At 38.1% G+C, this 26,766-nt stretch carries 14 protein-coding genes and 1 pseudogene; 8 read left to right on the top strand and 7 right to left on the bottom strand.

The window, feature by feature from the left end; genetic code table 11:
- Nucleotides 1–27: 27 nt before the first annotated feature.
- The gene (locus tag PQO01_RS04060) at nucleotides 28–4,194 is read right to left on the bottom strand and encodes a DUF748 domain-containing protein (RefSeq protein ID WP_274312767.1); all 4,167 of its coding nucleotides are present in this window, start codon (nucleotides 4,192–4,194) and stop codon (nucleotides 28–30) included.
- A 179-nt stretch (nucleotides 4,195–4,373) separates the two neighbouring features.
- Between PQO01_RS04060 and PQO01_RS04065 the strand changes: the two genes are divergently transcribed.
- The 3 genes from PQO01_RS04065 to PQO01_RS04075 all read left to right on the top strand — a co-directional run bounded on the left by PQO01_RS04065 (nucleotide 4,374) and on the right by PQO01_RS04075 (nucleotide 8,756).
- Nucleotides 4,374–5,615, top strand: a complete 1,242-nt coding sequence (locus tag PQO01_RS04065; RefSeq protein WP_274312768.1) for a hypothetical protein — start codon at nucleotides 4,374–4,376, stop codon at nucleotides 5,613–5,615.
- Nucleotides 5,612–6,196 (top strand): hypothetical protein, encoded by a 585-nt coding sequence (locus tag PQO01_RS04070; protein WP_274312769.1) that lies wholly within the window; start codon nucleotides 5,612–5,614, stop codon nucleotides 6,194–6,196. Before PQO01_RS04065 ends, PQO01_RS04070 begins: the two co-directional genes overlap by 4 nt.
- Before the next feature lie 184 nt (nucleotides 6,197–6,380).
- Complete coding sequence (locus PQO01_RS04075) at nucleotides 6,381–8,756, top strand: sulfurtransferase TusA family protein (RefSeq protein ID WP_274312770.1); 2,376 nt, start codon at nucleotides 6,381–6,383, stop codon at nucleotides 8,754–8,756.
- 70 nt (nucleotides 8,757–8,826) lie between these two features.
- On the opposite strand, the gene PQO01_RS04080 is transcribed toward PQO01_RS04075, so the two are convergent.
- The 3 genes from PQO01_RS04080 to PQO01_RS04090 form a co-directional block, all read right to left on the bottom strand.
- Entirely contained in the window at nucleotides 8,827–9,102 is a 276-nt protein-coding gene (locus PQO01_RS04080) for a phospholipase D-like domain-containing protein (RefSeq protein ID WP_274312771.1), read from the bottom strand.
- Nucleotides 9,103–9,407: 305 nt separating this feature from the next.
- A complete protein-coding gene (locus tag PQO01_RS04085; protein ID WP_274314058.1) occupies nucleotides 9,408–9,854 on the bottom strand; it encodes an SIMPL domain-containing protein in 447 nt (148 codons plus the stop codon).
- 21 nt (nucleotides 9,855–9,875) lie between these two features.
- Nucleotides 9,876–10,172 (bottom strand): SIMPL domain-containing protein, encoded by a 297-nt coding sequence (locus PQO01_RS04090; RefSeq protein WP_274312772.1) that lies wholly within the window; start codon nucleotides 10,170–10,172, stop codon nucleotides 9,876–9,878.
- Between the two features lie 121 nt (nucleotides 10,173–10,293).
- Between PQO01_RS04090 and PQO01_RS04095 the strand changes: the two genes are divergently transcribed.
- From PQO01_RS04095 to ppc, 5 genes are all read left to right on the top strand, one after another.
- On the top strand, nucleotides 10,294–11,151 hold the full coding sequence (locus tag PQO01_RS04095) for an SDR family oxidoreductase (protein WP_274312773.1): 858 nt from the start codon (nucleotides 10,294–10,296) through the stop codon (nucleotides 11,149–11,151).
- A 157-nt stretch (nucleotides 11,152–11,308) separates the two neighbouring features.
- The gene (locus PQO01_RS04100) at nucleotides 11,309–14,581 is read left to right on the top strand and encodes a protein kinase domain-containing protein (protein ID WP_274312774.1); all 3,273 of its coding nucleotides are present in this window, start codon (nucleotides 11,309–11,311) and stop codon (nucleotides 14,579–14,581) included.
- Nucleotides 14,582–14,660: 79 nt separating this feature from the next.
- On the top strand, nucleotides 14,661–15,323 hold the full coding sequence (locus tag PQO01_RS04105) for a type I 3-dehydroquinate dehydratase (RefSeq protein ID WP_274312775.1): 663 nt from the start codon (nucleotides 14,661–14,663) through the stop codon (nucleotides 15,321–15,323).
- Nucleotides 15,324–15,433: 110 nt separating this feature from the next.
- Nucleotides 15,434–16,132, top strand: a complete 699-nt coding sequence (locus PQO01_RS04110) for a Bax inhibitor-1/YccA family protein (RefSeq protein ID WP_274312776.1) — start codon at nucleotides 15,434–15,436, stop codon at nucleotides 16,130–16,132.
- 200 nt (nucleotides 16,133–16,332) lie between these two features.
- Nucleotides 16,333–18,981 carry a phosphoenolpyruvate carboxylase gene (gene ppc / locus PQO01_RS04115; protein WP_274312777.1) on the top strand — a complete coding sequence of 883 codons (2,649 nt, stop codon included), beginning with the start codon at nucleotides 16,333–16,335 and terminating at the stop codon, nucleotides 18,979–18,981.
- Between the two features lie 538 nt (nucleotides 18,982–19,519).
- Here ppc and PQO01_RS21590 read toward each other — a convergent pair.
- The 3 genes and pseudogenes from PQO01_RS21590 to PQO01_RS04135 all read right to left on the bottom strand — a co-directional run bounded on the left by PQO01_RS21590 (nucleotide 19,520) and on the right by PQO01_RS04135 (nucleotide 26,606).
- Nucleotides 19,520–23,258 (bottom strand): annotated as a pseudogene (locus tag PQO01_RS21590) (efflux RND transporter permease subunit).
- On the bottom strand, nucleotides 23,258–25,615 hold the full coding sequence (locus tag PQO01_RS04130) for a heavy metal-binding domain-containing protein (RefSeq protein ID WP_274312780.1): 2,358 nt from the start codon (nucleotides 25,613–25,615) through the stop codon (nucleotides 23,258–23,260). The pseudogene PQO01_RS21590 and the gene PQO01_RS04130 overlap by 1 nt, the downstream one beginning before the upstream one ends.
- Nucleotides 25,608–26,606, bottom strand: coding sequence for a TolC family protein (locus PQO01_RS04135; RefSeq protein WP_476408966.1), 999 nt, complete (start codon nucleotides 26,604–26,606; stop codon nucleotides 25,608–25,610). Before PQO01_RS04135 ends, PQO01_RS04130 begins: the two co-directional genes overlap by 8 nt.
- Nucleotides 26,607–26,766 lie beyond the last annotated feature (160 nt).

Genomic DNA, 26,766 nt, shown 5'->3' on the forward strand with positions numbered 1-26,766 from the left:
TGTTGAAACTAAGTGAGGTTTCTTTGTTTATAGAGTATCCAAATTAAGCTCTACGAGTTTTTGGTTTTTCATTTCCTTGGGGGCAACAAGAAAAACTCTAGAACTCGGTATATTGAATTCACTCACTAAAGCTTCTTTAACTGCTTTAGCTCTGTTTAATGCGAGTAGTTCTAATGCATTAGGGTCGAGTGTAGTTTTTTCGAGTAGGAAATTAAATGCAACTTCTTCTGCACTTTGAGTAGGAATGGCTTCAGGAGAACTGACTTCTTCTGCATCATTTCCGTCAGATTTTATGTCTTCATCTTTCTTGGTTTGTAGCGTTTCATTATTTTTATTAGCTTCTACGACTGTTTTCTTAACTGGAGTTCTACGAATGCTTCGGAATTTTCCGACCCCCACTCTTGAACGACGCGAGCGAGTTTTTGTCTGAGTTTGGGTGACACCTAAATCTTCTTGAACTTCAGCAGCACTTTGTAGAGATTTAACTTGCAGACGTTTCTTTAAATTCTTCCAAGATTCACCACTTTCTTGTTCGTATATGGTGGCAAGTGCAAGAGTCTGGAGGTTTGTTTCATCAGGGTCATCATTGCTCAGTAAAGCGGCTTTTACCTTAATTCGTTTTTGCAGATAGTCATTTTTCAACTGTTCAGTGTCAGTATTAAATTCACTATATCCTGTAATATTTAAAGCGAGAGAGGGGCGCTTCTCTAAAGCTGTGCTCAGAGTTTTTAGTTTTGCTTTTTCGATATCATTTAAGTCAAATTTCCCAGCTTCAAACTGTAATTGATTGAGGTCCTCTTGACCGCTGCTTGCGAGATTCGCAAGCAGGCTAAAGGGGGATGTGGCAGCCTTAACGATGATGTTAGAGAATACTTTCCACAGTAAGTTGAGTACACTAAAATTAGGATCGTTGATGTCACCATGGATATTTAAGTCGAGATCGATATTTTTGTTGTAGTCACGGATGAGGGCAACTCCTAATTTGATGGGAAGGTTGACGGCTTTGTCGCTATCAACTGAGTCACCTAATTCGAAGCGGGACATGAGGACTTTATTTTTTCCGTCTAATTCATTGTTCTCTAGGGTGTAATCTAGATCCAAAGATAGTTGACCTTCTTGAAGTTTATAACCTATAAAGGTTCCTGTATAAGGGCTAAAACCTGTGAGTCCAAGGTTATCAAGAGTTAGGTTTAAGTCTAATGCAAATGGACTAGCTAGGAAGCGGCTTTGGCCTTTTACCTTGAGCGGAGCATAATTATCCACAAAGCCTTGAAAGAACCAGTTGGATTCTTGATCAGCATTATTAGTTATGTTATTCACTGTGCCACTGAATTTATCAAGTGAGATTGAGAAATTTGGACTAATGCTGAGGTCTTTAAATTCGCCATGTGCATTATTAATGGTGAACTTTTTTACTTCGATCAAGGGTTTCATATTGCTCTTGTTTTGTTCCACACTAGAAGTTTCTTTTGGCTCAGGTGTTGAATTTGATACTTCCTTTAAAATTGTGCTGAGATTAACTTGAGCCTTCGGATCTACTTCTATGAACATTTTAGGTTCATTTAATTGAATTTCTTCGACTTTTACGGTGAGGTTTAAGGGGTCGATTTCAAAGCCTTGAATAATAAAGTTTTCGAAGGAAACTAGAGGGTCATTTGTGAGCTCATTTAATTGGAAGTTTGAGCTTGTGAAATTTCCTTTGAGTAAAGCTTTGTCATTATCGTATGTGAGTTCTGCCTCGGTAGATATTTTGCATTCATGCAATTTAGCATTTAAAAACTCAGAGAGGTAATTCTGCAGGCTCTTTAATGAAAGGGGTTCTAGGCTTAGTTTGGAATGAACTTTGATGGGGTTTAGGGAAGTCTGTGATATCATCGAGAATTTTGAATGCTGATTAAGTTTGGCATTAAGCGAACTCTCAAAAGAATGGTCGGGACGGTTGCTAAGGTCGGCAACTTTTAATTGAATATCATTAATAGTTTGTTGGGCAGCTTTATTGATGGACTCATCTAAAAAGGCTAAGTTAATTTGATCAAGGTCAATCTTTTTTATAGTAACTTGCCAATCTTTTTGGTTTTCTATTTTAGGGGTTTCTTGCGAAGGTTTTGTTGTGTTTGTGGGCGTAGTCTGGTATTTCTCAAGTGATTGTATGAGTTTAGAAAAGTCACTCGCTTTTATGAAATTTAATTGCTTGTCTTGATCTAAATGGGCATTGAGCTGAAGGCCTTTGAGTTCAATGCTGCCTAAGGTGACTTCTTTCTCACTTAGACTGGAGTGAATTTCTCCAATGAAAAAGTTTCCTAAGTTGATGAGTTCTTTGTCATTGAGTTCTTGGATGACTAATGAGTTTAAGTTTATAGCACCATCACTTGTGCTTAGCTGGAGATTGTCACCAAATTGAATTTTGGCGCGACTCATAAATTCAAAATCGCCAGATCTTACTTTAAAGGGGAGTTCTTTAGCGAAGTGTTCTGCAGCATTGGCAAGATCAATGGATCGTATGTGAAATTCTCCTGCACCGCTACGACTAAGAATATCGAGTTCTCCCATTATATGAATTCGGGAATTTTCATCAACTGATTCATAGGCTTTGAGAAGTTTACTATCACTAAATAAAGCTTTATCAGTAGAATCATCCTTTACTGAAAAGTCGATAAGTTCAACTTCGGTATTTATTTTGCCTTTGGTCAACTGGAATTGCTCATTTAAGGCCAGCTCATATTCAATGATTTGTAGTAAAGAGCCTTGTTCAACAGTGACTGGGAGGCTGAAACGAGTCAAGTATGGGTTAGAAAAGTCCAAGGGGAAATTATTAAGTTGGATTTTCCCTGTGCTATGCACGGGAAAAAGTGCGCCCTCGGAATTTAGTTCAAAGTCAGCTGTTTCATTAATCTTGAATTGACTATTGATTGAAAAGTTTTGAGCGTTATCACTACTTAGATTGTTTAGCTTGAAATTTATTTTTTCAATTTTTGCATGTGGTTTTTGATTAGTACTTTCGTCAGTGAAATAAAGGTTGAGGTCTTCGCCCTGGATTTGTTTGACTAAAAAATTGATAGGCGATTTACTCAATTTAGTTGTTTCTGTGGCAGGAGTTTTTTCGCTCGTTTTGTTTGTCTGTTCCCCAATGAGTGCCTGAGAAAAGGCATCCAATTCTGTTAAGCGGATTGATTTTGGTAAACCTGTTTCGAGTAGAGTGGAATAAGCTTTTGTATCACTAACTTTTATAAGTGGAATGATTAAATTCTGTTCGTTTAGGTCGTATGATGCGTCAGTTATTTCAAATGAATTCAATTGAATCAATGGGGATTCATCTTTGTATTTGACATTAAATTGTTCTAGTGAGAATTTGGCTTCACTAATCTGGAGCTTGAGCTGGTCTTCTAGGGACGCGTTATAGACGAATTCGGTTCCTATATCACCCGATAAAATAGTGAAGGGTAGTTCATCAGCAAAAATATCGCTAATGTTTTTAATTTTTGCTCCATTGATTTTGAGTGAGCCGTGAGATTGAAGGGGTGATAGTGTGACTTGACCTTGCCAGTGTAAGCCAGCATCGTGTTCGGTTAGGACCCTAAAGTCATACTGATTGTTGCTGTCTTTGTTGATTTTTGTGTTGAAGTTACTGATGCTTAAATTGATCAGAGGTACTTGTAGAGATTTCTCTTTAGTTCTTGAGAAATCTTTAATTAAGATTTGCCCATTGCTAATTGTTAGTGAATTTATGGAGACTGGAGGTAAGCTCGTAGGAGCATCGTTTTTCTCAGCTTTTGGTAACTTGTTGAGCGTATCAATGATATCGCTAAAATTAAATAATTTTGCCGTCAGTCGGGATATGTTAACTTTGGGTTCTTTCAGAGCAATCTCTTTAAAGTTCCAAGAAAAAGTGAAGATGGAACTCAATTCAAAATTGATATAAAACTCATCCCAATGAAGGAATTCTTTATTATCCTTTTCAAGGATACTAAAGTTTTTGATACTAAGGCTATTACAAAAAGGGTTGATTGATACTTTCTCAATTTGTACTGGGCGTTGAAGTAAGTTAGATAATTCTTTACTTGCTTGAGAACGAATGATGAGGGGGGCTATCAAGCCTAAGAAAATAAAATAAAAGACTGTGCAGGCAAGTAGTGTGATTCTAATGCGACGCGTTTTTTTTGTTTGCCCTAAGCAGGCGGAGAGTTTTTGGATCATAAAAATAGTTTTTTCTTTTAATTTTACATGATGTTCATCCCAGAATCCAATTTGTTTATGGAGTTTTTGAGGGAAATAACAGAGTTTTAATTGTAGAAATTTTGATTTCCAAATTGAAAAAGTAGATAAAGCAAAGCCTAGAACTTATATTTAGGTATATGCTTTTTTTGGAGTTAGCAATGTCCTTCACACGAATTACCTATTTAATATTTATTTTGAGCTTGTTGTTTTCATGTACCTCAGTGGATGAAGAGGGTGATGAGGCGGTTAAAATTGAAGAAAAAGTCGAACTAGCTGAGAAAGCAGATAAGTCGGTTTTGGGCAGTGTCTTGGAAAATCCAAATGTGTATTTAAATAAGACTTTATCACTTAAGGGTATGCTTGATGCCGTTGAGTTTAAAAAATTAGGGAAACACACCCACTTAGTAAGTTTTAAATTCATACCAGAAGAACGGATAGACGAATGGGCACAAATTCGTTACGATGCGGAGAAGTATACTTTTATAACGCGTTTACAGGAAGCCGACAAGAGTTTTACTAGTCATAAAGATGTGGATTTGTATATTCGCCCCGACGCAGCAAAAAAAATGGCTCTAATGGCACATGATTTCAAGGCAGCATCTCAAGAGGTGAAGGCCATGGGCTATGTGCTTAGTGGCTTAGGTAAGGATTCGCTTTCTTTGGGTGTCGATCAAATTGCGAAGGCCTTTGAGAAATTAGGAGAGGGTTTTTTTGCCCTTGAGGCAGCGGCTAAAAAAGGTGATCTTGAAGATCTGAAAGATGAGAAGGTTCAAAAAAAATGCGAAGAATTTGAAGAATCTCTGCTTAGTGGAGGACGTATTTTATTGCGGCTGTCAAAACAATTACAAACTTCACAGATCCTATTAACTAAGGGACTTCATTCCTTTGATTATGAAAACCGCCTCAGTTTAAAAAACTCTTATGCTATTTTAACTCAAGCAAGTATGATTCGTGCTCATGCTTGGTATAGACGTCAAGAGGGAAAGACAAGTCAAGCAGAAATGAGTTTGGCTTTGGCTGAGGCGCTAACTTTTGTTGGAGAAGGAAATAAAACGCTTCACTTGGGCTTTAAAGAACTTGCGGTAGAACTTGATAAAACGGCGGTTAAATATGCTTTGAAAGCAGGCCCAGCTTTGCAGTGTGCGTATGTAGGTTACAACCGAAGCCACCTCGATCGCTGCTCAAAAAAATTACAACAAGTACCAGGTAACATTCCCGTGACAATTACTGGGACCTTATTAAGGAGTAATCTACGCGAGCAGGTTGGAGTTCTTTGGCTTAACCTAAACTCATTTGAGGTAGATGGTTTCAGTATGCTTTTTCCATTTGACGATAAAAGTAGCTCGGAAATCAAGGCGTCTGATTTCTATGAATGGATGGAAGGAGTGGATGAGAAATGAAATATATTTGCATATCAGTGTTGATACTCACTCTAATGAGTTGTTCGAGCTCAGAAGTAGTTGAAAGAATTGATGCAGAAGCAATACAAGTAGAGATCAAAGATCTCGTGGACACCCCAGAAAAATTTGAGAACAAATTAGTTAAATTTAGTGGCTATTTGATCGGTTCAGAATATTCGCAATACGACGATGCTGAGATATTTATAATTTGTTTAGCAGATGAGCCAATGAGCGGCGACTTGACTGAACGAATTATTTTTCCAGATATTAAATATAAGGTACGCGTTGCTGAAGATGGATATAACGATTCAGTATTAAAGCAATGTTATACACTTAGTCAAAAAGCAGGAAAATTAGGTTTACCAATTGGTGTGGTTGGCGTTTATGCACCAGGTCGACCGTATTTTTATTATCATAAGGGAGTAGATGTGTACTTACAGGAGTTACATATTGACTCACGCATGCTAAATACTGATTATGATGATAAAACAAAATTCTCTCATGATGCCCCCGGGACTTTTAAGAAGGTTTACAAAGGGGGTAAAAAGGTTTTTGAAGTCATAAAAGACTTGATTCCCTAGAGTTTGTGCAAGTTTCATTTAAAGATTTCTAATAAAATCATTAGCAAGTGACTTTTCTAATTAAACTCAAATAAGCTTAAACTAGACTTAAATTCTACAAAAATTGTAAAGTTGGTATGTATTTATTGTGAAGCTGACCTATTTTCCTTGCAAATTTTAAGAGAAAATAAGCAAGGATAAACATATGTCTAGAGTACTAGAGTTTGAGCTTTCTGACGAAGTACAAGAAGAGCTCGTAGAGTTTAAGGGAAAAAAAGAAAACTACGAAAGTGGTGAAATGAGCATGGATGCATGGCAGAAACGCCGTCTCTGGCAGGGTATTTATGGCCAGCGTCAACCCGAAGTTCAAATGATTCGCGTAAAAGTTCCTTACGGTATTACTAACTCAAAACAAGTACGTCAGTTAGCTGCGATGGCAGAAAAACATTCTAATAATGTTTTGCACATTACAACTCGTTCAGCAATTCAAATGCACTATGTACCATTTGCTAACACACCTGAGTTCATTAAAGATTTAACTGAAGTGGGACTCACTTCTCGTGAAGGTTGCGGTAACACAATTCGTAACGTCACGGCAGATCCATTTGCTTCAACAGGTGCTGGTCAGCTTTTTGATGTTGTTCCAGTAGCTAAGCGCGTGGTAGAGCATTCACTACGTAACCCATATGCTCAGAACTTTCCTCGTAAATTCAAAATGACTTTCTCTGGTAATGAAGCAGAAGATAATGGCCATTCATTCATGCATGATGTCGGTTTTATCGCTTCAAAAATTGAAGATGGATCTTACAAGTTTAACGTATATGCCGGTGGCGGTCTTGGTGGTCGTCCAATTGGTGCAGATTTAGTTGATGAAGACCTTCCTGTAGAAGACGCACTTATCTGTGCAACTGCATTTATGCGTATCTTTAATGAGCACGGTAATCGCGAAAACCGCAACAAAGCTCGTATGAAGTTCATTAAACATGAATGGGGACTCGATAAATTTATCGAAGCCTACAAAGCTGAATTCAATCGTATTAAAGAGTCTGAGTATGGTCAATCATTAGTACTTTCTTTTGAAGAAGGTGAGCTTGCTTTACCACAGGATTCTGCGGACGTAAGTAAAGTTAATGCTTTTGTTGATGATGCCGAATGGGTTAAGAACTGTGTTCGCCCACAAAATGTTGAAGACCTTTACACAATTCAAGTAAGAGTTGATCTCGGTGACTTCACTTCTGATCAAGCACGCACACTTAGTGATATCGCAGATAAGTTTGGTTCTGGTGAAATTCGTACCCTACCAAGTCAGAATATCGTACTTACTGATGTGAAATTAGAAAATGTCGCAGGCATTTACGCTGAATTGAAAGCTGCAGGATATGCAAACTCTCAGTTCCACCACATTACAAACGTAGTAGCTTGCCCAGGTCGTTCAACTTGTAACTTGTCAGTGACTTCATCAAAAGGTTTGGCGGAAGCCCTTAACGAATCATTCAAAGACGAAGCCGATATCGCTGAAGTTGGCGATAAAGTTCGTATCAATATTTCTGGTTGTCACAATGGTTGTGGTCGTCACTCAGTCGCTTCAATTGGTTTCAATGGTTCTAGCCGTGTTTTAGGTGACAAAGCTGTACCTTGTGCCATGATGCAAATTGGTGGTGGTGTTGGTTTTGGTCGTCGTGAGATGGCTCGCCGTGTTGGTCGTGTTGCTGCAAAGAAAGCTCCAGAAGCTGTACGCGCAGTAATTGATCACTACAAATCACAGAATTCTGCTCTTAGTTTAGAAGATTGGTTAGTAGAAGTTGATGTAAAAGAACTCAAGCCAATTATCAAGCCTTTTGATGCAGTAGAAGCTTACGATGAAAACCCCGATGTTTATGCCGATTACCAACAAGCGGAAGGCGAAGAGTACTCTCCTGCAGTTGGTGCTGGTGAGTGTGCTGGTGGTGTTCTTAACCTCGTAGGCGAATCACTTGATGATGCACATAACTACATCACAATGGCTCGTAAAGTTTTCGATCAAGAGTTTTTTGCAGATGTTATTTTTAACTCACAAGAAGCAATGCGTCACGCTTTTGATGCCGCTCTTATGCAAGCGGGTGAAAAAGTGTCTGATTATAAAGAAGCCTTCGACAAGTATGTTGAGTTCTTTACTTCAAATACTGTAACACCTGATCCTAAAGCAATTTTAAGAGAAGATACACCTGCTGAAGTTACTTTTGCTTTTGCTGCAGAGTATCTTCAAGCGGCAGAATTATTTGTTAATGATTTTGTTGCTGTATACAACAAAGATAAAGACGCTTGTGCTCCATTCCTCAATACTGAAGAAGAAAAAGATGGTCGCCCATTCTTAGATCTTCGCGGAATTGAATGTCCCATGAACTATGTGAAAGCAAAATTAGTACTCAATGGTTTAGAAGATGGTAAGGAATTAGCGATGATTATTGATACCGGTGATTCTTTCCGTCAAGTGCCTAGTTCACTTAAGAAAGATGGTCACACAGTGGTTGAACTTGACCCGATCAACGATAATCAAAATTATTCTTTGATTGTTTTGAAAAATGGTGAAGCTAACAAGTAAGCCGTTTTAAAGAATCATAAAAAAAGCCCCACAAGATCTACTTGTGGGGCTTTTTATTTTATAGTTAAACTTAGGAAAAAGTACGGGCAAAGGCAATAGTGACAGTGCTACTTTTTTTTGTTAATTCTAAGGCGTATTGATAGGCGTTTTGATAAGCGTCAGCATCGTTTTTAGCATGTAGCAGTACACCGAGAGCACCTTTCTCAGGGGTATAAAATTCATGTAGGTTTAAGCCTCCAATTATACATTTATGTTCATTGAGGAATAAACTGGCATGTAAGTCATTACAGACGTTGCTGTGAACAAATTCTAGATTCTTTAAGAATTTCATTTCGTCATTATTCAAACGGCTGATGCCATATATGACATTTATTTCAGTAGTAGAATTTTTTTTTATTTCTAATAGCTGTTTTAATTTCTTATTGAACTTAAGGACGGGGGTGATGAGGATTATTTTTTTTGTGCTTGGGTCATTAAACGGTGAAAGTGAAATGACAAATCATCATGATTTAAAAATTGGGCCATTAGCTCCTCCTAGAGTACTTAATTCTTGGTCTGAATTAGTAGCTTATGACAGGAAATTAAGCAAATCAAGAAAAATTATAAAGACTTGGCTAATTTTTTCCTAAAACTAATATCTACTTAATAAATTTAGTTTTCGAGCGAGAAGATAGCATTGATTTCAGCCGATATTTTTAAGCTCTTAGGGATTTCGATCGAATTTTTTAACCTTGCAGAAGAGCTACTAGCCCGAGTAAAGCTAAGGTTTTCTCCAAAAGAATCATCAAAACCACCTTCATAAGGATATACCGATAGGATGAAGCGAGAGCCCAGGTCATTAAGTCCTGTGTCAGATATGGCATAGACTGACTTGATCTTAGCACCGGCGATTTCTGCCATGGTTTTTGCCTTATCACGAGCGGTGGCCATGGTATCTTTCATCAGTTGCTTTTTAATGTCTTTGCGTTTTGAAGTGTCGAATTCACTTCTGCTGCCATAAACATGATCGAGTTTGAGTAAATCAGTCATGAATTGAGGGTATATATCGAGTTTGTGAATGGTGATTGTGTAGTTTCGGGAGAAGCGATATGCGGCAATTTTATAACTAGTGCCACTAGATTATTTACTTTTATTATAATTGCGGATGACTTCTTTATTGAGCTCTGAGGCAGTGATGTCTTTACCCAAGATTTTATGTTGCGCTAAAAGTTCTTTAATCAGTTCAGAATTAAGTGCAAATTTATCCATTGCTTTAATGGATTCTTCCTCAGTGACTTGCAGTTTAAAACTTATGGTGGCTATGTTAGGCTTAATGCTGATTTCTGCGTGACCAGTGCTGACTACGAAAGGTTCTGATGGCATATCAGTGGCCATAGCATTGAATATTAAGATAATGAACATGTATAAATACTTCATATGTGTCTCCGTTAGTTTTGTAGACATTAAGTGATGAGAGTACAGATGTGAATAATATTGGACTATTTTTGTGCGTTTTTTAAACTATTTTAAGTCAATTAATGAAGTCGATGAGAGTAAAATGAAAGAAAGAGTTTTAATTACTGGGATACATGGTTTTTTAGGGGCAGAGTTAGCTAATGTCTTATCTAGTAAATTCGAAGTTTATGGAACCTATTTTAGTTCATCACCATCTGAATCAATTCATAAAACGGGATGTTGCGATTTACGCAAATTAAGTGAGGTTAAATCTGCTTTAGATCGAGTAAAACCCCATCGAGTTTTTCATTTAGCAGCATTAAGTGATCCCAATATTTGCGATCGTGAAGCAAAACTTTCAGAAGAGCTCAATTTTCAGGCGAGTACACAATTGGCATCACTCTGTGGCGAGCGAAAAATTACACTAATTTTTACTTCAACAGATTTAGTCTTTGATGGTCGAAAAGGCAATTATTCCGAAGAGGATGATGTGAACCCCTTGAGTCGTTATGCTGAACATAAGGTAATGGCAGAGGAATCAATGCTAGACAATCCATTTGCAAACATCTGTAGGATGCCTCTGATGTATAGTACAAATGATAATAAAAGATCTATGGTGCATGTTATTAAAGAGAAAGTTAAGAACAAAGAGCCTCTAACTTTATTTACAGATGAATTTCGTTCGGCATTACACATTAATTGCGCCTCAAAAGCTCTGATGAAAGCAAGTGTATTAAATGAGGCCGTACTTCACTTGGGAGGACCTCAGCGTCAGAGTCGCTATGAAATGGGAGTGCAGATTGCAGAAGTTTATGGATTGTCTCAAAAATGGATACGTCCATGTTTACAAAAAGATTTACAGATGCCTGCAAAGCGTCCGGCAGATGTTAGTTTAAATAGTGCGAAAGCCCTAAGTTTGGGAGTGATTCCTAGATCTCTTCTAGAGAATTTACTAGTGTAAACCTGGGGTGTTTCTGACAGAACTGTCAGTATTAACTCAAAATTAACACTTTTGTTCATGTAAGCTAGCTCTTTTCTTGTTACAATATACCTAATAATATAAAAACTTGAGTGATAAGATGAAATTCAAATTGACCTGTAGTACTTGTGAACACGTGATGGACCTAGAAGGAACGATTCATGTTGACCGCTTTAAATGCGTTAAATGTGGAGCAGACATTGAACTGCGTCCCGGTCGTATGGAAGAAGGCGTCCGCATTGCGGGCAAGTATCAAACTCTTTATAAAACAAATGATGATGGATATAGTTCTACGTATATTTGTAAAGATTTAAATGATGATGAGTTGAGGTTACTTAGGATATATGATAAGACTTTAACAGATTTGATTAGTAATCCCAAAGAGTTTATAGAATTAGTTGGCGCAGTGTCTTTCATGGCAGGTGAAAATCACATGTTAATTATTGATACAGGCTTGTCGGATAAATATTTGTACCAAGTTATGCCGTTTAGAAAACTTGAAAGTATCGAGCAACTTGTAGCTTACGGATATATCTGGGCGCCTGATCAGGCACTTGACCTTATTTATGAGTTAGTAAAATCTTTGGAGGAAGGTGTGGCTAAGATTGGTACGGGGCATTTTAACCTAAATCCTAATAATATTTTTATTTCAAATAAGGGGAAAGTGCGCTATCAAGGCTTTGGTATCGCACCACAACTGTTGAGTGAAAAATCTTTTGCAAAATCAGAATTACATTTTTTTGATGTGTATTACTTGAGCCCTGAAGTAGCTCGTGGTAAAGGTTATCCAACTCAAGCTAGTGATATCTACTCATTAGGTATGATTCTTTATTATATGATTGCTGGTACCACTCCCTGCGTATCTTCAGATGGTGAAGATGTCGACTACCAAAATCTTGTATTTCCCCAAGCTGTCGAAGCTGAAATTGATGAAGGTTTTTTCAAGATATTTAAATCTATTACCGAAAATGATCCAGCCAATAGGCCACAAAGTTTTAAAGAATTTCGTCAGCAATTAGAGAATTATTTTTCTGCGAAAAATCATCAAAACTTAAATCAAATGGAAGGTGAAAAAACCGACTTATACAAGAAAGACCTATATAAGAAAAAAGTTATTAATCTCCTCAACCCCTTAGGCGATTATAAATCTAAAAACCTTAATGCACCTATGAGTGCTAATGCCGTTCGTCGTAGGATGCTTACTCAAACAGCTTTAGATATTCCCATCGATTTGAGTGAAAAACTTAATGACAAAAAGCGTGTTAAACGCAGACGTATTAAAGCTCATGTTTCACCTACTAAAATTGACCATAGAAATGTTAGAGTACAAAACCAAGCAAACGAAAAATCCCAAGCGCCTCTTTTTATGGGTGTGTTTATAGTTTTAGCAATCAGTTTATCATGGTTGATTTTTGCTAATATGCCTGAAGAAAAACAGGTGGCGCCATTGATAGTTGAAAATGAAAAAGCCTTAGTGATTGAAAAGAATCAAAATAAAGAATTAGAAAGAACAATTAACGCGTCAAAAAAACAACTTGAGTTTAAATTAAATGAGCAATTCTATCTAATTGAAATGAGAAAAAGTGAGCCTGATTTTGATAAGCTCGATAAACAATTACTTCAAGATTTAGACCAAGCAAATAATAATCAGAAAGTAAAGTTGCAAAAGATAGCGAAGGCAATAAATAAGGCGAAATTAGCTGAGCAAAGAAGAATCGTTATTAATTTGAAATCAGAAGTAGGTACAGCTGTTTTTAACAGGGAGTACAATAAAGCTTTAGAAATTTACACTAACTATAAGGGACCATTTGCCCTGGAAACCTTAAAAATTAGAGAAAAGTTGGCTGCCGAATTAAAAAATATAATTAAACAAAAAGAACTTACAGCTAAGCATAGTCAAGATCTTGCACAAAGTTTAATTGAAGTTGCTTTGCGAGAAAAACTTACTGCTGTAGTAGAAAACCTCTTTGCTAAAGAATATAAATTAGCTAGTGCAGGCGTGAAAGAATTATTGCCCTTATATGACTCCGTAGATTTGCTCAATTTTTCAAAACTCATTGAAAAATCAAGCATAGAAGCAATAAATACAGAAATTATGACGACTTTAGCAACTCAAGATGAAGTTCTAGTCTCAGTTAGTTTTAATGGAAGTGATTTTAAGGCAAGCGTAGTTTCTTGCGATTTAGATAATTTAACTGTTGAGGTGAATTTAAATTACTCCAAAGGTGTTATTAAGAAGACTTATAGCATAGATGAATTGAAAGGAGAAGAATTGCAAAAGTGGATTGCTTATGGAGAGGATGAATCAACTAAAGCATTCTTAACAACAATTTTTCATATTTATAGAGACGATTTGATAACAGCCGATAAGTCTTTAGAAACTTATAGGAAAAGTTATGGTGACATTCTTAACTTAGAGTTAAAAGAACGTTTAGCTAATTTGGCTAATGAAGAGATGGAAAGACTTTTTAAAGTGTATAACTACCCATATTTAAGTAATCAAGCTAAGAGTTTAGTGAATGATGATCTAATTGCTTTTTCACATCAGCTGAGACAATTGATAGAATTGTATTCTAGTAGGGTGAATCTCAAAGGTGGTAATGAGTACTATGTAAACTTGTTAAATCAGTTTGATAAATTCACTGAAAGGGATGGGTCTGAAGAGATATTTATAAATAATTCACACAGTAATTTATATTTTAATAAGCAACTTTCAGAAAGATATAATACGGTAAGGGTTTTACCTGGGGATTATGTAGGCGACTTGAAAATTGAAGGAAGAAAAGTCAATCTTATTGGAACAAAAAATGTTACTATTAAAGGTAATTTAATTGTATCTTCTTCTAATATACAAATTAAAAATATAACCTTAATTGGTCGGGTACTCATATATGATAAAGGTAGTCATGTAAATATAAATAACTGTATGATAAAAGGGCCATTGATCGCCTCCAAAGAGGGTGATAATATCAATATTTCCAACTCAATCCTTTCGGGAATTAGAGGAGCGAAAAATAAAAATATTCATGTCGAAAATTCAATTTTAAAGAAACCTATATATGACTTAAGATGTGTGATAAACGGTAATGCAGATTATGAGTTTGTAAATTGTATCATCTATTCTTCTGGGGCACTCATTCATTTCAACAGAGAAAGTAACAAAGGTGATTATAAGAATTGCCTATTGTATGCACCGGGGGCTATTTCAGTAGGACACAAAGGCTCCACTTACTCTTTAGACGAAGCAGATGGTAAAGTCGGTAACTTTAGTAAATGTATTTTAGCGAAGCCAAAGTTTAAAAACGTGAGTAAGGGTGATTTTACTTTGTTAGAATTAAGTGCAGGTTACTTAAAAGGTAGTGACAAAAAATCTATTGGCGTAAGAATGAATGAAGACCTAGATTTACGCTGAAATGTATAATTCCGCATCGCTACAGTTGACGCCTGTGATGTATTGCTTATATTTGAGCTAATTTAATTAGGATCCTATCATGAGTACGTTTTTTATCGTTGGTACCATTTCTTCACTGGATACTTTGAGTGATCTTGCACAGAACCCTATGAAATTAGATGGCTGTGATGTCGTTGAATTGCGCTTTGATGAATACATGGATTTAGCGGAAGCAAAAAGTTTAGCTAAAGAAGTCAGTCAATACCGCCCCATTCTTATCACTATTCGTACCAATAAAGAAGGTGGTACCTGGCAAATTGATGACGCCCACCGATTTGAATTCTTTAAAGAATTTTTTGGTATTGCGACTTACGCAGATATCGAGTTGAAAAGTGATTTGTTTACTTATCAAAAACGTAGTGACTTCCCTAGTGATATGACAATTATTTCTTCCTTCCACAATTATGAAAAATGCCCAAGCCAAGAAGAGATGGCTGATTTGATTAAGCAAGGAGAAGCTTGGGGAGTCGATATTGTGAAGTTAGCTGTGTATTGCAATAAAGCAGAAGACCGTGATATTTTGGAAGAAACTTTGAAATCTCATCCAAATTCAAGTTTAGCTTTGATGGGTATGGGGCCAGAAGGCTTAGAGACGCGTTTCACTTTGCCAAAATTAGGGTCAAAATTCACATACGGCTTTCTTGATAAGCCTGCAGCACCAGGACAGCCATCTTGTATGGCTTTAGCGCAAAAATTGAAATAATTTTAAAAGTGGAATAACTTACTCACAATTATACGTGGATTAGTAAACTTGAACTAAAATAATTAAGAAGAACAATAATAGTATTTTGATATAAATATTATGGAGTAAAAATGAGACAAAATTTAGCAACAAAACAATCCTTCATGGATGAAAATGCACGAGCGCGATTCATTACAAAAACTTATATTAACTTATTTGGCGCGGTCATGGCCTTCATGGCGATAGAATCATTTCTTTTAGAAAATCAACAAGCACAAGAATTGGCGGTGCGTGCTTTGCAAGCAGGATGGTTATGGGTTCTAGGTGGATTTATGATTGTCTCTATGATTGCGACATCTATGGCACGTGCAGCAAGCAAGCCTGTGCAGTATGCAGGTTTATTTTTGTATACGGGGGCTTATGCCTGCCTCTTCTTGCCGCTAATGATGTATGCTCTTCAAGTTGTTCCTGATGGTAACTTAATTTTTGAAGCAGCCATGATCACACTCTCTGGTTTCATTGCGCTCACTGGTATTGCCTTTGTTACGCGTAAAAACTTTTCTTTCTTGCGTGGTTTTCTCATGTGGGGCGGTATTCTTGCGGTAATCGCAATTGTAGCGGGTTCATTAATGGGTTTTAACTTAGGACTTTGGTTTTCAGTAGCGATGGTCGGCTTATCCGGAGCCGGTATTTTATTTACTACTTCAAATATCATTCATGAGTATCGTGAAGATGATTACGTCGGAGCTTCATTAGAATTATTTGCATCTCTCGCAACTATGTTTTGGTATATCTTGCAGATTGTTATCAGTCTCAGTGGCGATGATTAATATCTAAATACATTTACCTTTACAAGGCGTGTCAGATGGCACGCTTTTTTTTATGAGCTCATTCTCCTTTTGAGGGAGAATAGTAGTGTGTAAAAAAAATAATTCACAAAAGCAAGTCACAAAATAAGCCTTTGTGTGGAAAGTCGCCTAAAGGGGCATTATATAACGCGCAAATGAAAAAATAATTTAGGAGACTTGTTTTGAAGAAAAAATCACCTCTCAAGCAAGATATAAAAATGCTGGGTTCATTACTCGGCGATACGATAAAAACTCAGGTTGGACAAGAGTTTTTTGATAAACTTGAAAATATTCGTTTACTTTCCAAGCGTGCTCGAAAAAAAGATGATGAAGCTGCGGATAAAGAACTCAAAGATCTCATTCGTGGTCTTTCTAATGAAGAACTCAAAAATTTAGTTCGTGCCTTTGGCCAGTTTTTAAACCTTGCTAACCTTGCAGAAGCGCATCACTTTATGAGTGACATGAAGGATTATGAAGAAGGTGCCCTTACCAAACACTTAACAAAACTCACGCAAATCATTCCTGAACTTCTGGCTAATGGCAGAAGTAAGCAAGAAATCATCGATACGATTGCAGGAATGAATATTGAGCTCGTTATGACGGCTCACCCGACTGAAGTTAAGCGCAGAACTTGGTTGCATAAGCACGCGCAAATCAATACTTTACTCGATCAGAAAGAAAATTATCGTATGACGCCTTCGGAGCAAAAAGATAATATTAACAGAATCGCTGTTCTTATTACTTCTCTTTGGGAATCCGATGAAATTCGCCGTGTCAGACCTACTCCTTTCGAAGAAGCAAAGTGGGGACTCGCAATTATTGAAGACACGGTATGGGATGCTGTACCACGCTTTATGCTTGAGCTCGACGCAATTGTCGAAAGTTTTACAGGTAAAAAGCTCCCGACTTGGGCAGCTCCGATTAAATTTGCTTCATGGATGGGCGGTGACCGCGATGGTAACCCCAATGTAACACACGAAACAACCGAGCAAGTCTGCCTACGTAATCGTTGGACGGCTTCCGAACTCTATTATAAAGAGATTAATAAAGCGATTCAAAGAATCTCAGAAACTGATTGTAGTGATGAGCTTCGTGCCATCGTCGGTGACGTTCACGAACCTTATCGCGTATTCTTACGTCCTTTCCGTGCACGTTTCCTCGAAACCAAAAAATGGACTCAAGCTCAGCTTGAAGGGAAATCTTACGAGCCTCAGCTGCCATTAATGGAAGATATCAACGAATTCCTTGACGCGCTTCACATTTGTCACCGTTCGCTTGTTGAATGCAGTGGTAAAGATCTAGCCGATGCGAGTGTGTTGAAAATTATTCGTCGAGCAAGCTGCTTTGGTCTCAACATTTTAAAACTTGATGTTCGTCAAGAATCAACTCGCCATAGCGATGTGATTAACGCAATTACCGAACACCTTGAACTCGGTAGTTACGATGAGTGGGATGAAGCGAAGAAGCAAGAATTCCTAGTTCGTGAATTAAAAAGTAAACGTCCACTTTTGCCAAGAGATATTCAATTTGATGCCGATTGCCAAGAAGTTGTTGATACGGTAAAAACAATTGCGAAGCAACCAGAAGAAGCTTTAGGTGCTTATGTAATCTCAATGTCGCGTGCAGCTTCTGATGTATTAGCCGTACACCTTCTTCAGAAAGAGTGTGGCGTTAAGAAACCTTTGCGCGTTGCACCTTTATTTGAGACTCTTGAAGACCTTGAGAACTCAGGCGATATTATGGATACGCTCTTTGGTATTGACTGGTACAAAGAAGCCAGCCATGGTTCACAAGAAGTGATGATTGGCTATTCAGATTCTGGTAAAGATGCAGGTAAACTGGCAGCAAGTTGGGCTCAGTACACAGCTCAAGAAGCTTTGCACCAAGTTAGTGAAAAACACGGAATTAAATTAACACTTTTCCACGGTCGCGGTGGTTCTGTCGGCCGCGGTGGCGGCCCAGTTGAGCATGCACTCATGTCTCAACCTCCAGGTACGGTTGATGGTCGTATGCGTGTAACGGAGCAGGGCGAAGTTCTGCAAGCTAAGTACTCAACGATTGATGTCGCTTGCCACAACCTCCTTCTCTATGTGACTGCAGTACTTCAGGCAACTCTTGCCAAGCCTCCTGTACCAAAGCCTGAATGGCGTGAACTCATGGACAAGATGTCAGTGATTTCTTGCGATGCTTATCGTGATATCGTTCGTGGACGTGAAAACTTTGTTAAATACTTCCGTCAAGTAACTCCAGAGCAGGAGCTCGGTCGCCTTCATATTGGTAGTCGCCCTGCCAAGCGTAAAAAGAGCGGTGGTATTGAATCACTTCGTGCGATTCCTTGGATTTTTGCTTGGACTCAAATTCGTCTCATGCTTCCTTCTTGGCTCGGTGTTGGTGAAGCACTCAAAGTAGCACTTGATGACGACAAGCACGATATGCTTCAGGAAATGATTCAAGATTGGCCCTTCTTCTACTTCCTTATGGATATGATTGATATGGTCCTTGTAAAAACGGATCACCGTGTCGCTAAATATTATGACGAAATCCTTGCAGATGATGATGTGAAAGAACTCGGTTTAGAACTTCGCGGTAAACTCAAGCAGACAATCATGACTGCACAGCAAGTTGTGGCGGGTTTAAGCACTCAGGAAGAGCGCGTAGCACTGCGTGCATCAATCAAAGTACGTAATCCTTATGCAGACACACTCAATTACCTTCAGGGTGAATGTATGCGTCGACTCTACAAAGAAAATCAAGATGGTGACCCCGTTCTTGAAGACGCTGTTATGGCAACCATTGCCGGTATTGCAGCCGCAATGAAAAACACGGGTTAATCAGCACCAAAAAAATACTCTAAACGGCAGTGCGTTCGCGTACTGCCGTTTTTAGTTTGCCCAGCAAAGCTGGAAACCCTATTTGATTGAAGTAGAGTTTGGTCTCTAGGACCAAAGAGAAGTCAATACGAGTGGTGAGCGTCAGATTTATATAGTCAGCGAATGTATGATTTGGCAAGCTCCGCTGGCGATACTACAAGATATATTTTTAAGAGGTCCTTCATACCTCGAGTTATTCATACCTCTTCCATTATAGTGCTTTGTGCTTACGTATGAACTGAAGCAGTTGGTGGATTTATCCAATTATTTAATACAGTGGAAGGAAAGGTATTATCAAATATTTTCGCAGTCAGTGAAGGTGATTCTAAATTTAATATCAGTAAAGTTGAACCATTATTTTCCATGCTATTATGGCAATGAGCACAGGCTGGATCCTTATAATTAAACCATGACAAATACTTCTTATGAAGGCATAAGGCAGCGTGAAATGGGCTGACTTAATCTCGTCGATTTTGATTTATTTATAATGGAAGGACTATTATTCTTTAAGCCATTTTTTGAATTGCTTCCAAGCGTAAACAAAGTCCATTGGGAGGACAATTACTGATATTAGAAAACACAAAATAGCCAATGATGCTATGACGCCACCTATAATCAAAAACAGTGGGTCAGTAGAATTGTTTGCTTGTGTTGTGAACCATATCCCGAGGAGTATTCCACTAGTTAGAAATCCAATAAATAAGTTGTCAATTGTACTGTTTTTGAGTTTAGTGTGAAGCTGAAATTCTTTGATCATCGAAAATAAGCATGGAACTAAAAATACCGATAACTGCACAACCAACATTCCTCCAAAACTTGGGATGGCCATGGGCACCATAACGTCTGAGCCTCTTCCAGTTGAGCTGAGAATAGGTAGAAGCGCCAGTAAGGTTGTTGCAGTAGTCATTAGGCAAGGTCTGATTCGTCTTTGAGCTCCTGAAATCACAGCTGATCGAATTTGTTTTATATCAGTTCTTTTATCTTTATTGAAACTATCCTTTAAATAAGTTCCCATAACCACACCATCGTCGGTAGCAATTCCAAATAGTGCTAAGAAACCTACCCAAACGGCCACTGATAAGTTAATAGCCTTAATGTCGAATAAAGAGCGGAAGTTGATCCCCATAAAGTCGCCTGCAAGAAACCATTCCTGGCCGTAAAGCCATATGAATATAAAACCACCTGCCCAGGCAACTGCAATACCGCTGAAAACCATCATTGTATTGGGGATGTTCTTAAAGTGAAGATAGAGAAGTATAAAGATAACAAACATCGCTAATGGTAGAACAACACGTAGTTTCTTTTCAGCGCGTAGTTGATTCTCATAAGATCCAGAGAAATGATATTTGACACCATCTGGTACAATTAGTTCTCCACTTTTAATGAGTTCTTTTAAGTATTTTTGGGAACTTTCTACGACATCTACTTCTGCGTAATCTTTGAGTTTATCAAAAAGGACATATCCAGTCAAGAAGGTGTCTTCATTCTTTATTACTTGGGGTCCACGAACATAGTTTATTTTTGCGATTTGTTTTAAGGGGATCTGCTGTCCGTTTACACCAGCTATTAATATGTTTTCAATTTCGTCGATAGAATCTCTCAATTCCCGTTGATAGCGAACTCTGACTGGATAGCGTTCTCTACCTTCCACTGTTTTTGTTAGCGGTTTTCCACCGATAGCAACTTCAATGACCTGTTGAACAGTTTTTATGTGAAGTCCATAGCGCGCTATAGCATCGCGATTTATTTCAATTTCTAGGTAAGGTTTTCCTACAATTCTATCGGCGACTACAGCTGCAGGATTAACCCCAGTAACTTTTTTCATATGTTTTTCAAGTTCTACGCCAAATTGTTCAATAGTATCTAAATCAGGACCATTGACTTTGATGCCCATTGGTGCGCGCATGCCACTTTGAAGCATGACGATTCTCGCGGCAATAGGTTGAAGCTTTGGTGCAGATGTCGTTCCAGGTATTTCACCGGCTTTAACAATTTCATCCCATATGTCATTGGGAGAATTAATGCCAACCCACGCATCTCTATTTTCATTACCTTTCAAATGCGAGTCAAGTGGAAGTCGCCAATTTCTGAATGGCATGCCCTGATCGTCTAGAATTAAATGACCAAGATGATCGCGAAGGAATTTGCCTTGTACGAAATATTCTTTCCCATCATTTGCAAGTACAGCTTCGCCGTGGGAATTGCGCATCAAATCAATTGTATTTTTATCAAATTTAAAACGCTGGCGATGCCCCTGGTCATTAACTATATACTCACTTTTATAATTGATGACTGTTTCAAACATCGATATGGGAGCTGGATCCAATGGAGTTTCAGCTCTTCCTAGTTTTCCTACAGCATTGGCGATTTCCGGAATAGCAGTAAAACTTATATCCTGCTTCTGCATGGCATCATAGGCTTCTCCAAGAGAAGCGTGAACCATGGTTGTGGGCATGTAGAGGTATGAGCCTTCATCAAGAGAAGGCATGAATTCTTTCTGTAAACCAGGTGCTTTATGCTTGAGGTTAACATAGAGTTCTGATTTTTTCCACTTGTCCGGGAGCCATGAAAAAGTATTATCAAAGCCAAGCCAAGCTGATGTGCCACAAACTAAAATAATAGTAATTAGACACAGAAATACGGCTTTAAAAGTTAAGACAAAATGCAGAGTCCATTTGTAGATATATTGCCATAAAAGGAAGATACTCAGTAAGCAGAATATTGGGCTAGCAACTGCTGCAAAGTTCTTAAATTCTCCTGCAGATGGGCCTAGGGGTAGCCAGAGTCCCAATGGCAATAGCTATACCGGAAAGAGCGACAATGTTTGCGTCTACTCCAAATATTTTCATGGCAATAAAACATAAGATAACTGCGAAAGGAAGTGTTATAGAAATGATGCCGGAACTTCGCAAATGCATCATCATAACCAGGATTACGATGATGGTTATGAGAACCTGTTGAGTTATGGCTGTCTCAAGGGTGCCTAAAGTTTCTTTAATTAGGCCAGCTCGATCATAAAATGGGACTATTTTAACTTGGCTTAAAGTTAACCATTTAGGTGGATCCTGCCCACTACTAAGAAAGCTTTTCCATTCATCTTGATTGAGCTTAGCTTCTTTAGTGAATGCTTCAAAACCGTTCTCTTCAGCAAAATTACGTACAGCTTTTATATCAACTTGATTGTAGTCGATAATCACTTTACTGGGTAAACCAGGAGAGATTTCTTTTATTTTTCCCTTGAGAGATTTTATCGCTTCCAGTGGGTTTTCTCCATAGCGTACAACGGCCACGCCACCTACGGCTTCGGCACCTTGTTTATCGAGAATACCACGTCTCAATGCGGGCCCAAGGGCCACATTAGCAACATCTTTTACAAGGATGGGGATATTATCGCTAGTTTTCACCACCGTCTTTTCAATATCTTCAAGACTTTTTATGAAGCCAAGACCACGGATGATGTATTCAGCTTTGTTAATTTCAATTGTACGAGCCCCTACATCCATATTAGACATTTTTATGGCCATAAAAATTTGATCCAGCGTAACGTCTTTTATGCGCATTGCTTCCGGATCAACGTCAATTTGATATTCCTGTACATATCCGCCAACTGATGCTACTTCACTGATTCCTTCTGCTCCTAATAGACCATAACGTACGTACCAGTCCTGTATAGAGCGAAGTTCATGAAGATCCCAGCCACCTGTTGGTATACCGTTTTTAGCTAAACCTTCGAGAGTGTACCAGTAGACTTGTCCCAGAGCAGTGGCATCCGGGCCGAGCATGGGTTTCACCCCATCTGGCAGAGTTCCGGCAGGCAGTGCATTAAGTTTTTCAAGAACGCGTGATCGCGACCAGTAAAATTCAGCACTTTCTTCGAAAATGATATAAATTGAACTGAAACCAAACATAGAAAAGCTGCGGATAGTTTTAACTTCAGGGACTCCAAGTAATGCGGTAGTTAGCGGATAAGTCACCTGGTCTTCCATGTCTTGAGGAGAGCGACCGGGCCAGCGAGTAAAGACTATTTGCTGATTTTCTCCAATATCTGGGATGGCATCTACAGGTACTGGATCCCTGGGGAGAGCGTCGATTTCCCAGTCAAAAGGAGAAACCATTACACCCCATGTAAGAGATGCAATGACCAAAAGGAAAACGAGAAGTTTATTCAGTAGGCAAAATTTAATTATTTTGTCCATCATTCCGTGGCTTTCAGGCTTTTTAGTTTTAAGTTCATCCATTATTTCCCCCCTTTATAAACCTCTAGGATGCCACCGCAGCGATACATTCTTGAGCCCCAGTAGGGGTTCTCCACGCGCTCTTCAGTTTGCAGCCATGAAGCCCCCTGGTCGTTAAAGGCCATAGAGCAATAGGCTTCTCTGACAGTTTGTGAGAATGTGCCCTTTTTTGCTAATGGGATCATTATTTTTGAAAGTGTTTCAAAGTCTTTTCTAGCGTCTTCAATGTCCTTGTGATGCATGTGATTAAGCGTTGCAAGCACTTTGTTGTCTACATTCATTTCCTTAAGTTGATCTAAGATGATTCCCGCATCTTTTGCACTAGGTTTTTTATCTAGACTAAGGTTTTTTTGAATTCTTAAATAAGCCCTTAAAGCTACATCAGAAGGATCATTAGATGTTTCTGTAATCGCAATTTTCTCAGTTTCTCTTTTGTAGTTTTCAGTACTTTTTAATTTCTTATTAGGGCCAAAGGTTTTCTGAATATCACCACAGCGATACATCCCACTACCAAAATATGGGTTGGCAACATCCTCTTCATTTTGTAACCATTTAGCACCTTTATCATTAAAGGCCATAGGGCAATAAGCTAAATGGATAGTATCTGAACTGCCAAACTGTTCAGTAAAGCGAATCATTAATTTAGAGAGTGGCTCAAAGCGAACTCTAGCTGTTTCCAGATCTTCACTGTTACTGAGATACTTGATTTTTATGTGTATCTGCTTAGTTAAATTATCCCAGGTGGTCAGAGCTGTGCCATTTAGAGATGATGTGTCGATGCGCTTAAGGGCATTCTCAAATTCATTGCGAATTTGTTTAATTGTAGAGTAATTATCTTTACTGAGATCAGTACTTAACTTTAGGTATGTATTCTGCATAGGAGCAAATGATTTACGGAATTCAGAACTTAGATTAAACACTACGGGTGTATCTATACTTGTTTCACTCATCATGCTTGGCTTCGCCATGATTTGAAGAGCAGAGTCAATTTTAAAGTTACCGTTGACTACAATCAGTTCGCCTTCTTCGAGACCATCTTTTACGATAAATTCGGTTTCAGATCGTTCTCCAAGTGTGACTACTCGTCCTTCATAGATATGATCTTTGTTTTTAACATAAACTACGGCGCGTTTACCAGTTAGTAGTACGGCTGAAGTCGGGATGACCAGGGGGAGCTCAGTTTCTGTATTTTTGATGAGGCCAAGTTCTGCTGCAGGGACTAGGTCCATTCCACAAACAGTACAGTTTCCAGGTTTGTCACTAATCACTTCAGGATGCATAGGGCTGATCCATTTTCCTTTTAGAAGTTGATTGTTTATATGACCGTCTTTCCCAATATTAACTTTGATCGAAGCACGGACAAACATGGCAGGCTTTAAGCGTCCGTCTTCATTTTTTACATTGAGTCTTATTTTTACAGTTCGAGTTTTGGGGTTGAGCACGGGATGAATAAAATTGATTAAACCTGAAAAAGTTTCACCCGGGTAACTTTCAATTTCAAAATCGACTTTTTGAGCAAAGTGAAGCCAGGGTAGATCTGCTTCATAAGCTTCAAGTTCCACCCATAAACTTTGTAAATTGGCGATACTATAAACTGGGTCGCCTTCCTTAACATATGCACCCTCGTCAAGGTGTTTTTTGATGACAACACCACTAATAGGGGAATACTTCTCCATGTGTTCTAAAACTTTTGAACTGGCTTCTATTTTTTCGATCTGTTTATCATCCATACCCCATAGCCTTAATTTATCACGTGCCGCCTGTACAGTGAGCTTAGAACTAGTTTTGATTATATCTGAACTAGAATCTTTTAAATTCTCAGTATAATTTTTAGCCTGAATAAGTTCTTTCTGAGCTATGATAAGTTCAGGTGAATAGATCTTAAATAGATGATCTCCCTTTTTGACATTTATACCGGTGTAATCGACAAATAATCGATCAAGCCTCCCTGAGAAACGGGCACTTACTTGTTTTATTTGAGTTTCATCAAAATTAATTTTACCCGGAAGTTGTATGTAGCGTGTTATTAGCTTTCGTTCTGCTGGTTTAAGCTCAATTTCAGCTAGTTTCTCAGCATAAGCACTCAGTCGAATCTCCCATTCACCAAGCGATTCACCTTTTTTAAGAGGGATTAATTCCATTCCGCAAATGGGACAGGGGACCTTGTCTTTGAGTTTGAATTGAGGGTGCATCGAGCAGGTCCAGATGATTTCCTCTGCAGGAGACGCTGATTTTGCAGGGTCAGATGTAGTTATATCCTGGGGATTAGTAAAATTCTTTCCGATGAAAAATGATAAGGCGGAACTCAAAACTAGGCTCAGAAAAAAAATCACTAGAAGTTTAATTTTATATTTATTCATTTTTCTTCTCCTCCATCAGGACAGACGAGGTAAGCGCCTGGATCTCTGAGTATTGTTTATAAATTTCGTTTTCAGCTTTCAACTCCATGAGTTGAAACTCGAGTAGCTGTCTTTGAAGATCAATAATTTCGATAAAGCGACTTTTTCCTGTTTTATAAGATTCCATTGTAAGCTTTAAGGATTCTTCATTTTTAGGGATTAGTGTGTATTTATAAAGTTTTAGAGCTCGTTCTTTATCTTCTAGCTCGTATAAAGCGATGGCTAGATCACTTTCAAGGCTGCGGAGTTTTTGAGCTTTTTGATATTCGACACTATCGATTTGTCGTAATGTAGCAAGGCGCCTATGGCGATATTTCTTTTGATTAATGGGGATGGTTAATCCAATTGTAGCCATAATCGGATCTTTACCATTATCATCTACATTCATGTCTGAGGAACTAGTTCTAATATATTTGATTCCAATGGAAAAATCAGGATAGGAGTTTTTATGATCTATATTTGATTGCTGTCTTAAGGCCTCACTCAAATGATTAATTTTTTGTATAGAAGGACTACTTTTTAATTTTGCATATAATTTTTTAGAATCTAATGCCATAGTTTTGGGTTTAGCATGACTGAGTTTTAAGGGGAATCCGGATGGATAGTCGAGTATTTCATTTAGCCTTTCTTTGAGTGGCTTTAATCTAAGTTTTAATTCGGCTACCCGATTCTCTGTTTTTCCAATTTCCATTTGTATTTTTAATAAGTCTGTCAGATTACCTCCAGTTCTAATTTTATTTCTGGAAATGGGCTCAAAACTCTTTAATAGAGTTTGGTTTTCTTCATTGATTCTCAAAGCTTCTTTCACATATACGGTATCAAAATAAAGCTTCTCAACCTGAGACAACACGTTTAGTTTTTCATGCTTAAACTCAGCTTCAGCTACCTTAGCACGTTCTGATTGCATGGCTTTATTGAGTTCTATTTTACCAAACCATGGAAATTTTTGCATGATTGAAATAGCTTGTTTTTGGGGACCTACTCGGGTTTCGACTTCATCAATATAGTGAGTGAAGCTAATTTGAGGGTCCGGTAAAGTTCCTTTTGCATAAACACGAAGTAACTCTGATTGCCAATTTAGGTAAGAAGATTTAAGTACAAGGCTGTTTTTA

The organism is Lentisphaera marina, assembly GCF_028745505.1.
GTDB lineage: Bacteria > Verrucomicrobiota > Lentisphaeria > Lentisphaerales > Lentisphaeraceae > Lentisphaera > Lentisphaera marina.

Bases quoted from the DNA above. Each gene is read 5' to 3' on its own strand.
- PQO01_RS04090 (WP_274312772.1), bottom strand. From the start codon at position 10,172: ATGAAGTATTTATACATGTTCATTATCTTAATATTCAATGCTATGGCC.
- PQO01_RS04110 (WP_274312776.1), top strand. From the start codon at position 15,434: ATGAGACAAAATTTAGCAACAAAACAATCCTTCATGGATGAAAATGCA.
- PQO01_RS04105 (WP_274312775.1), top strand. From the start codon at position 14,661: ATGAGTACGTTTTTTATCGTTGGTACCATTTCTTCACTGGATACTTTG.
- PQO01_RS04100 (WP_274312774.1), top strand. From the start codon at position 11,309: ATGGACCTAGAAGGAACGATTCATGTTGACCGCTTTAAATGCGTTAAA.
- PQO01_RS04060 (WP_274312767.1), bottom strand. From the start codon at position 4,194: ATGATCCAAAAACTCTCCGCCTGCTTAGGGCAAACAAAAAAAACGCGT.
- PQO01_RS04075 (WP_274312770.1), top strand. From the start codon at position 6,381: ATGTCTAGAGTACTAGAGTTTGAGCTTTCTGACGAAGTACAAGAAGAG.
- PQO01_RS04135 (WP_476408966.1), bottom strand. From the start codon at position 26,606: ATGCAAAAATTTCCATGGTTTGGTAAAATAGAACTCAATAAAGCCATG.
- PQO01_RS04095 (WP_274312773.1), top strand. From the start codon at position 10,294: ATGAAAGAAAGAGTTTTAATTACTGGGATACATGGTTTTTTAGGGGCA.
- PQO01_RS04130 (WP_274312780.1), bottom strand. From the start codon at position 25,615: ATGAATAAATATAAAATTAAACTTCTAGTGATTTTTTTTCTGAGCCTA.
- PQO01_RS04065 (WP_274312768.1), top strand. From the start codon at position 4,374: ATGTCCTTCACACGAATTACCTATTTAATATTTATTTTGAGCTTGTTG.
- PQO01_RS04070 (WP_274312769.1), top strand. From the start codon at position 5,612: ATGAAATATATTTGCATATCAGTGTTGATACTCACTCTAATGAGTTGT.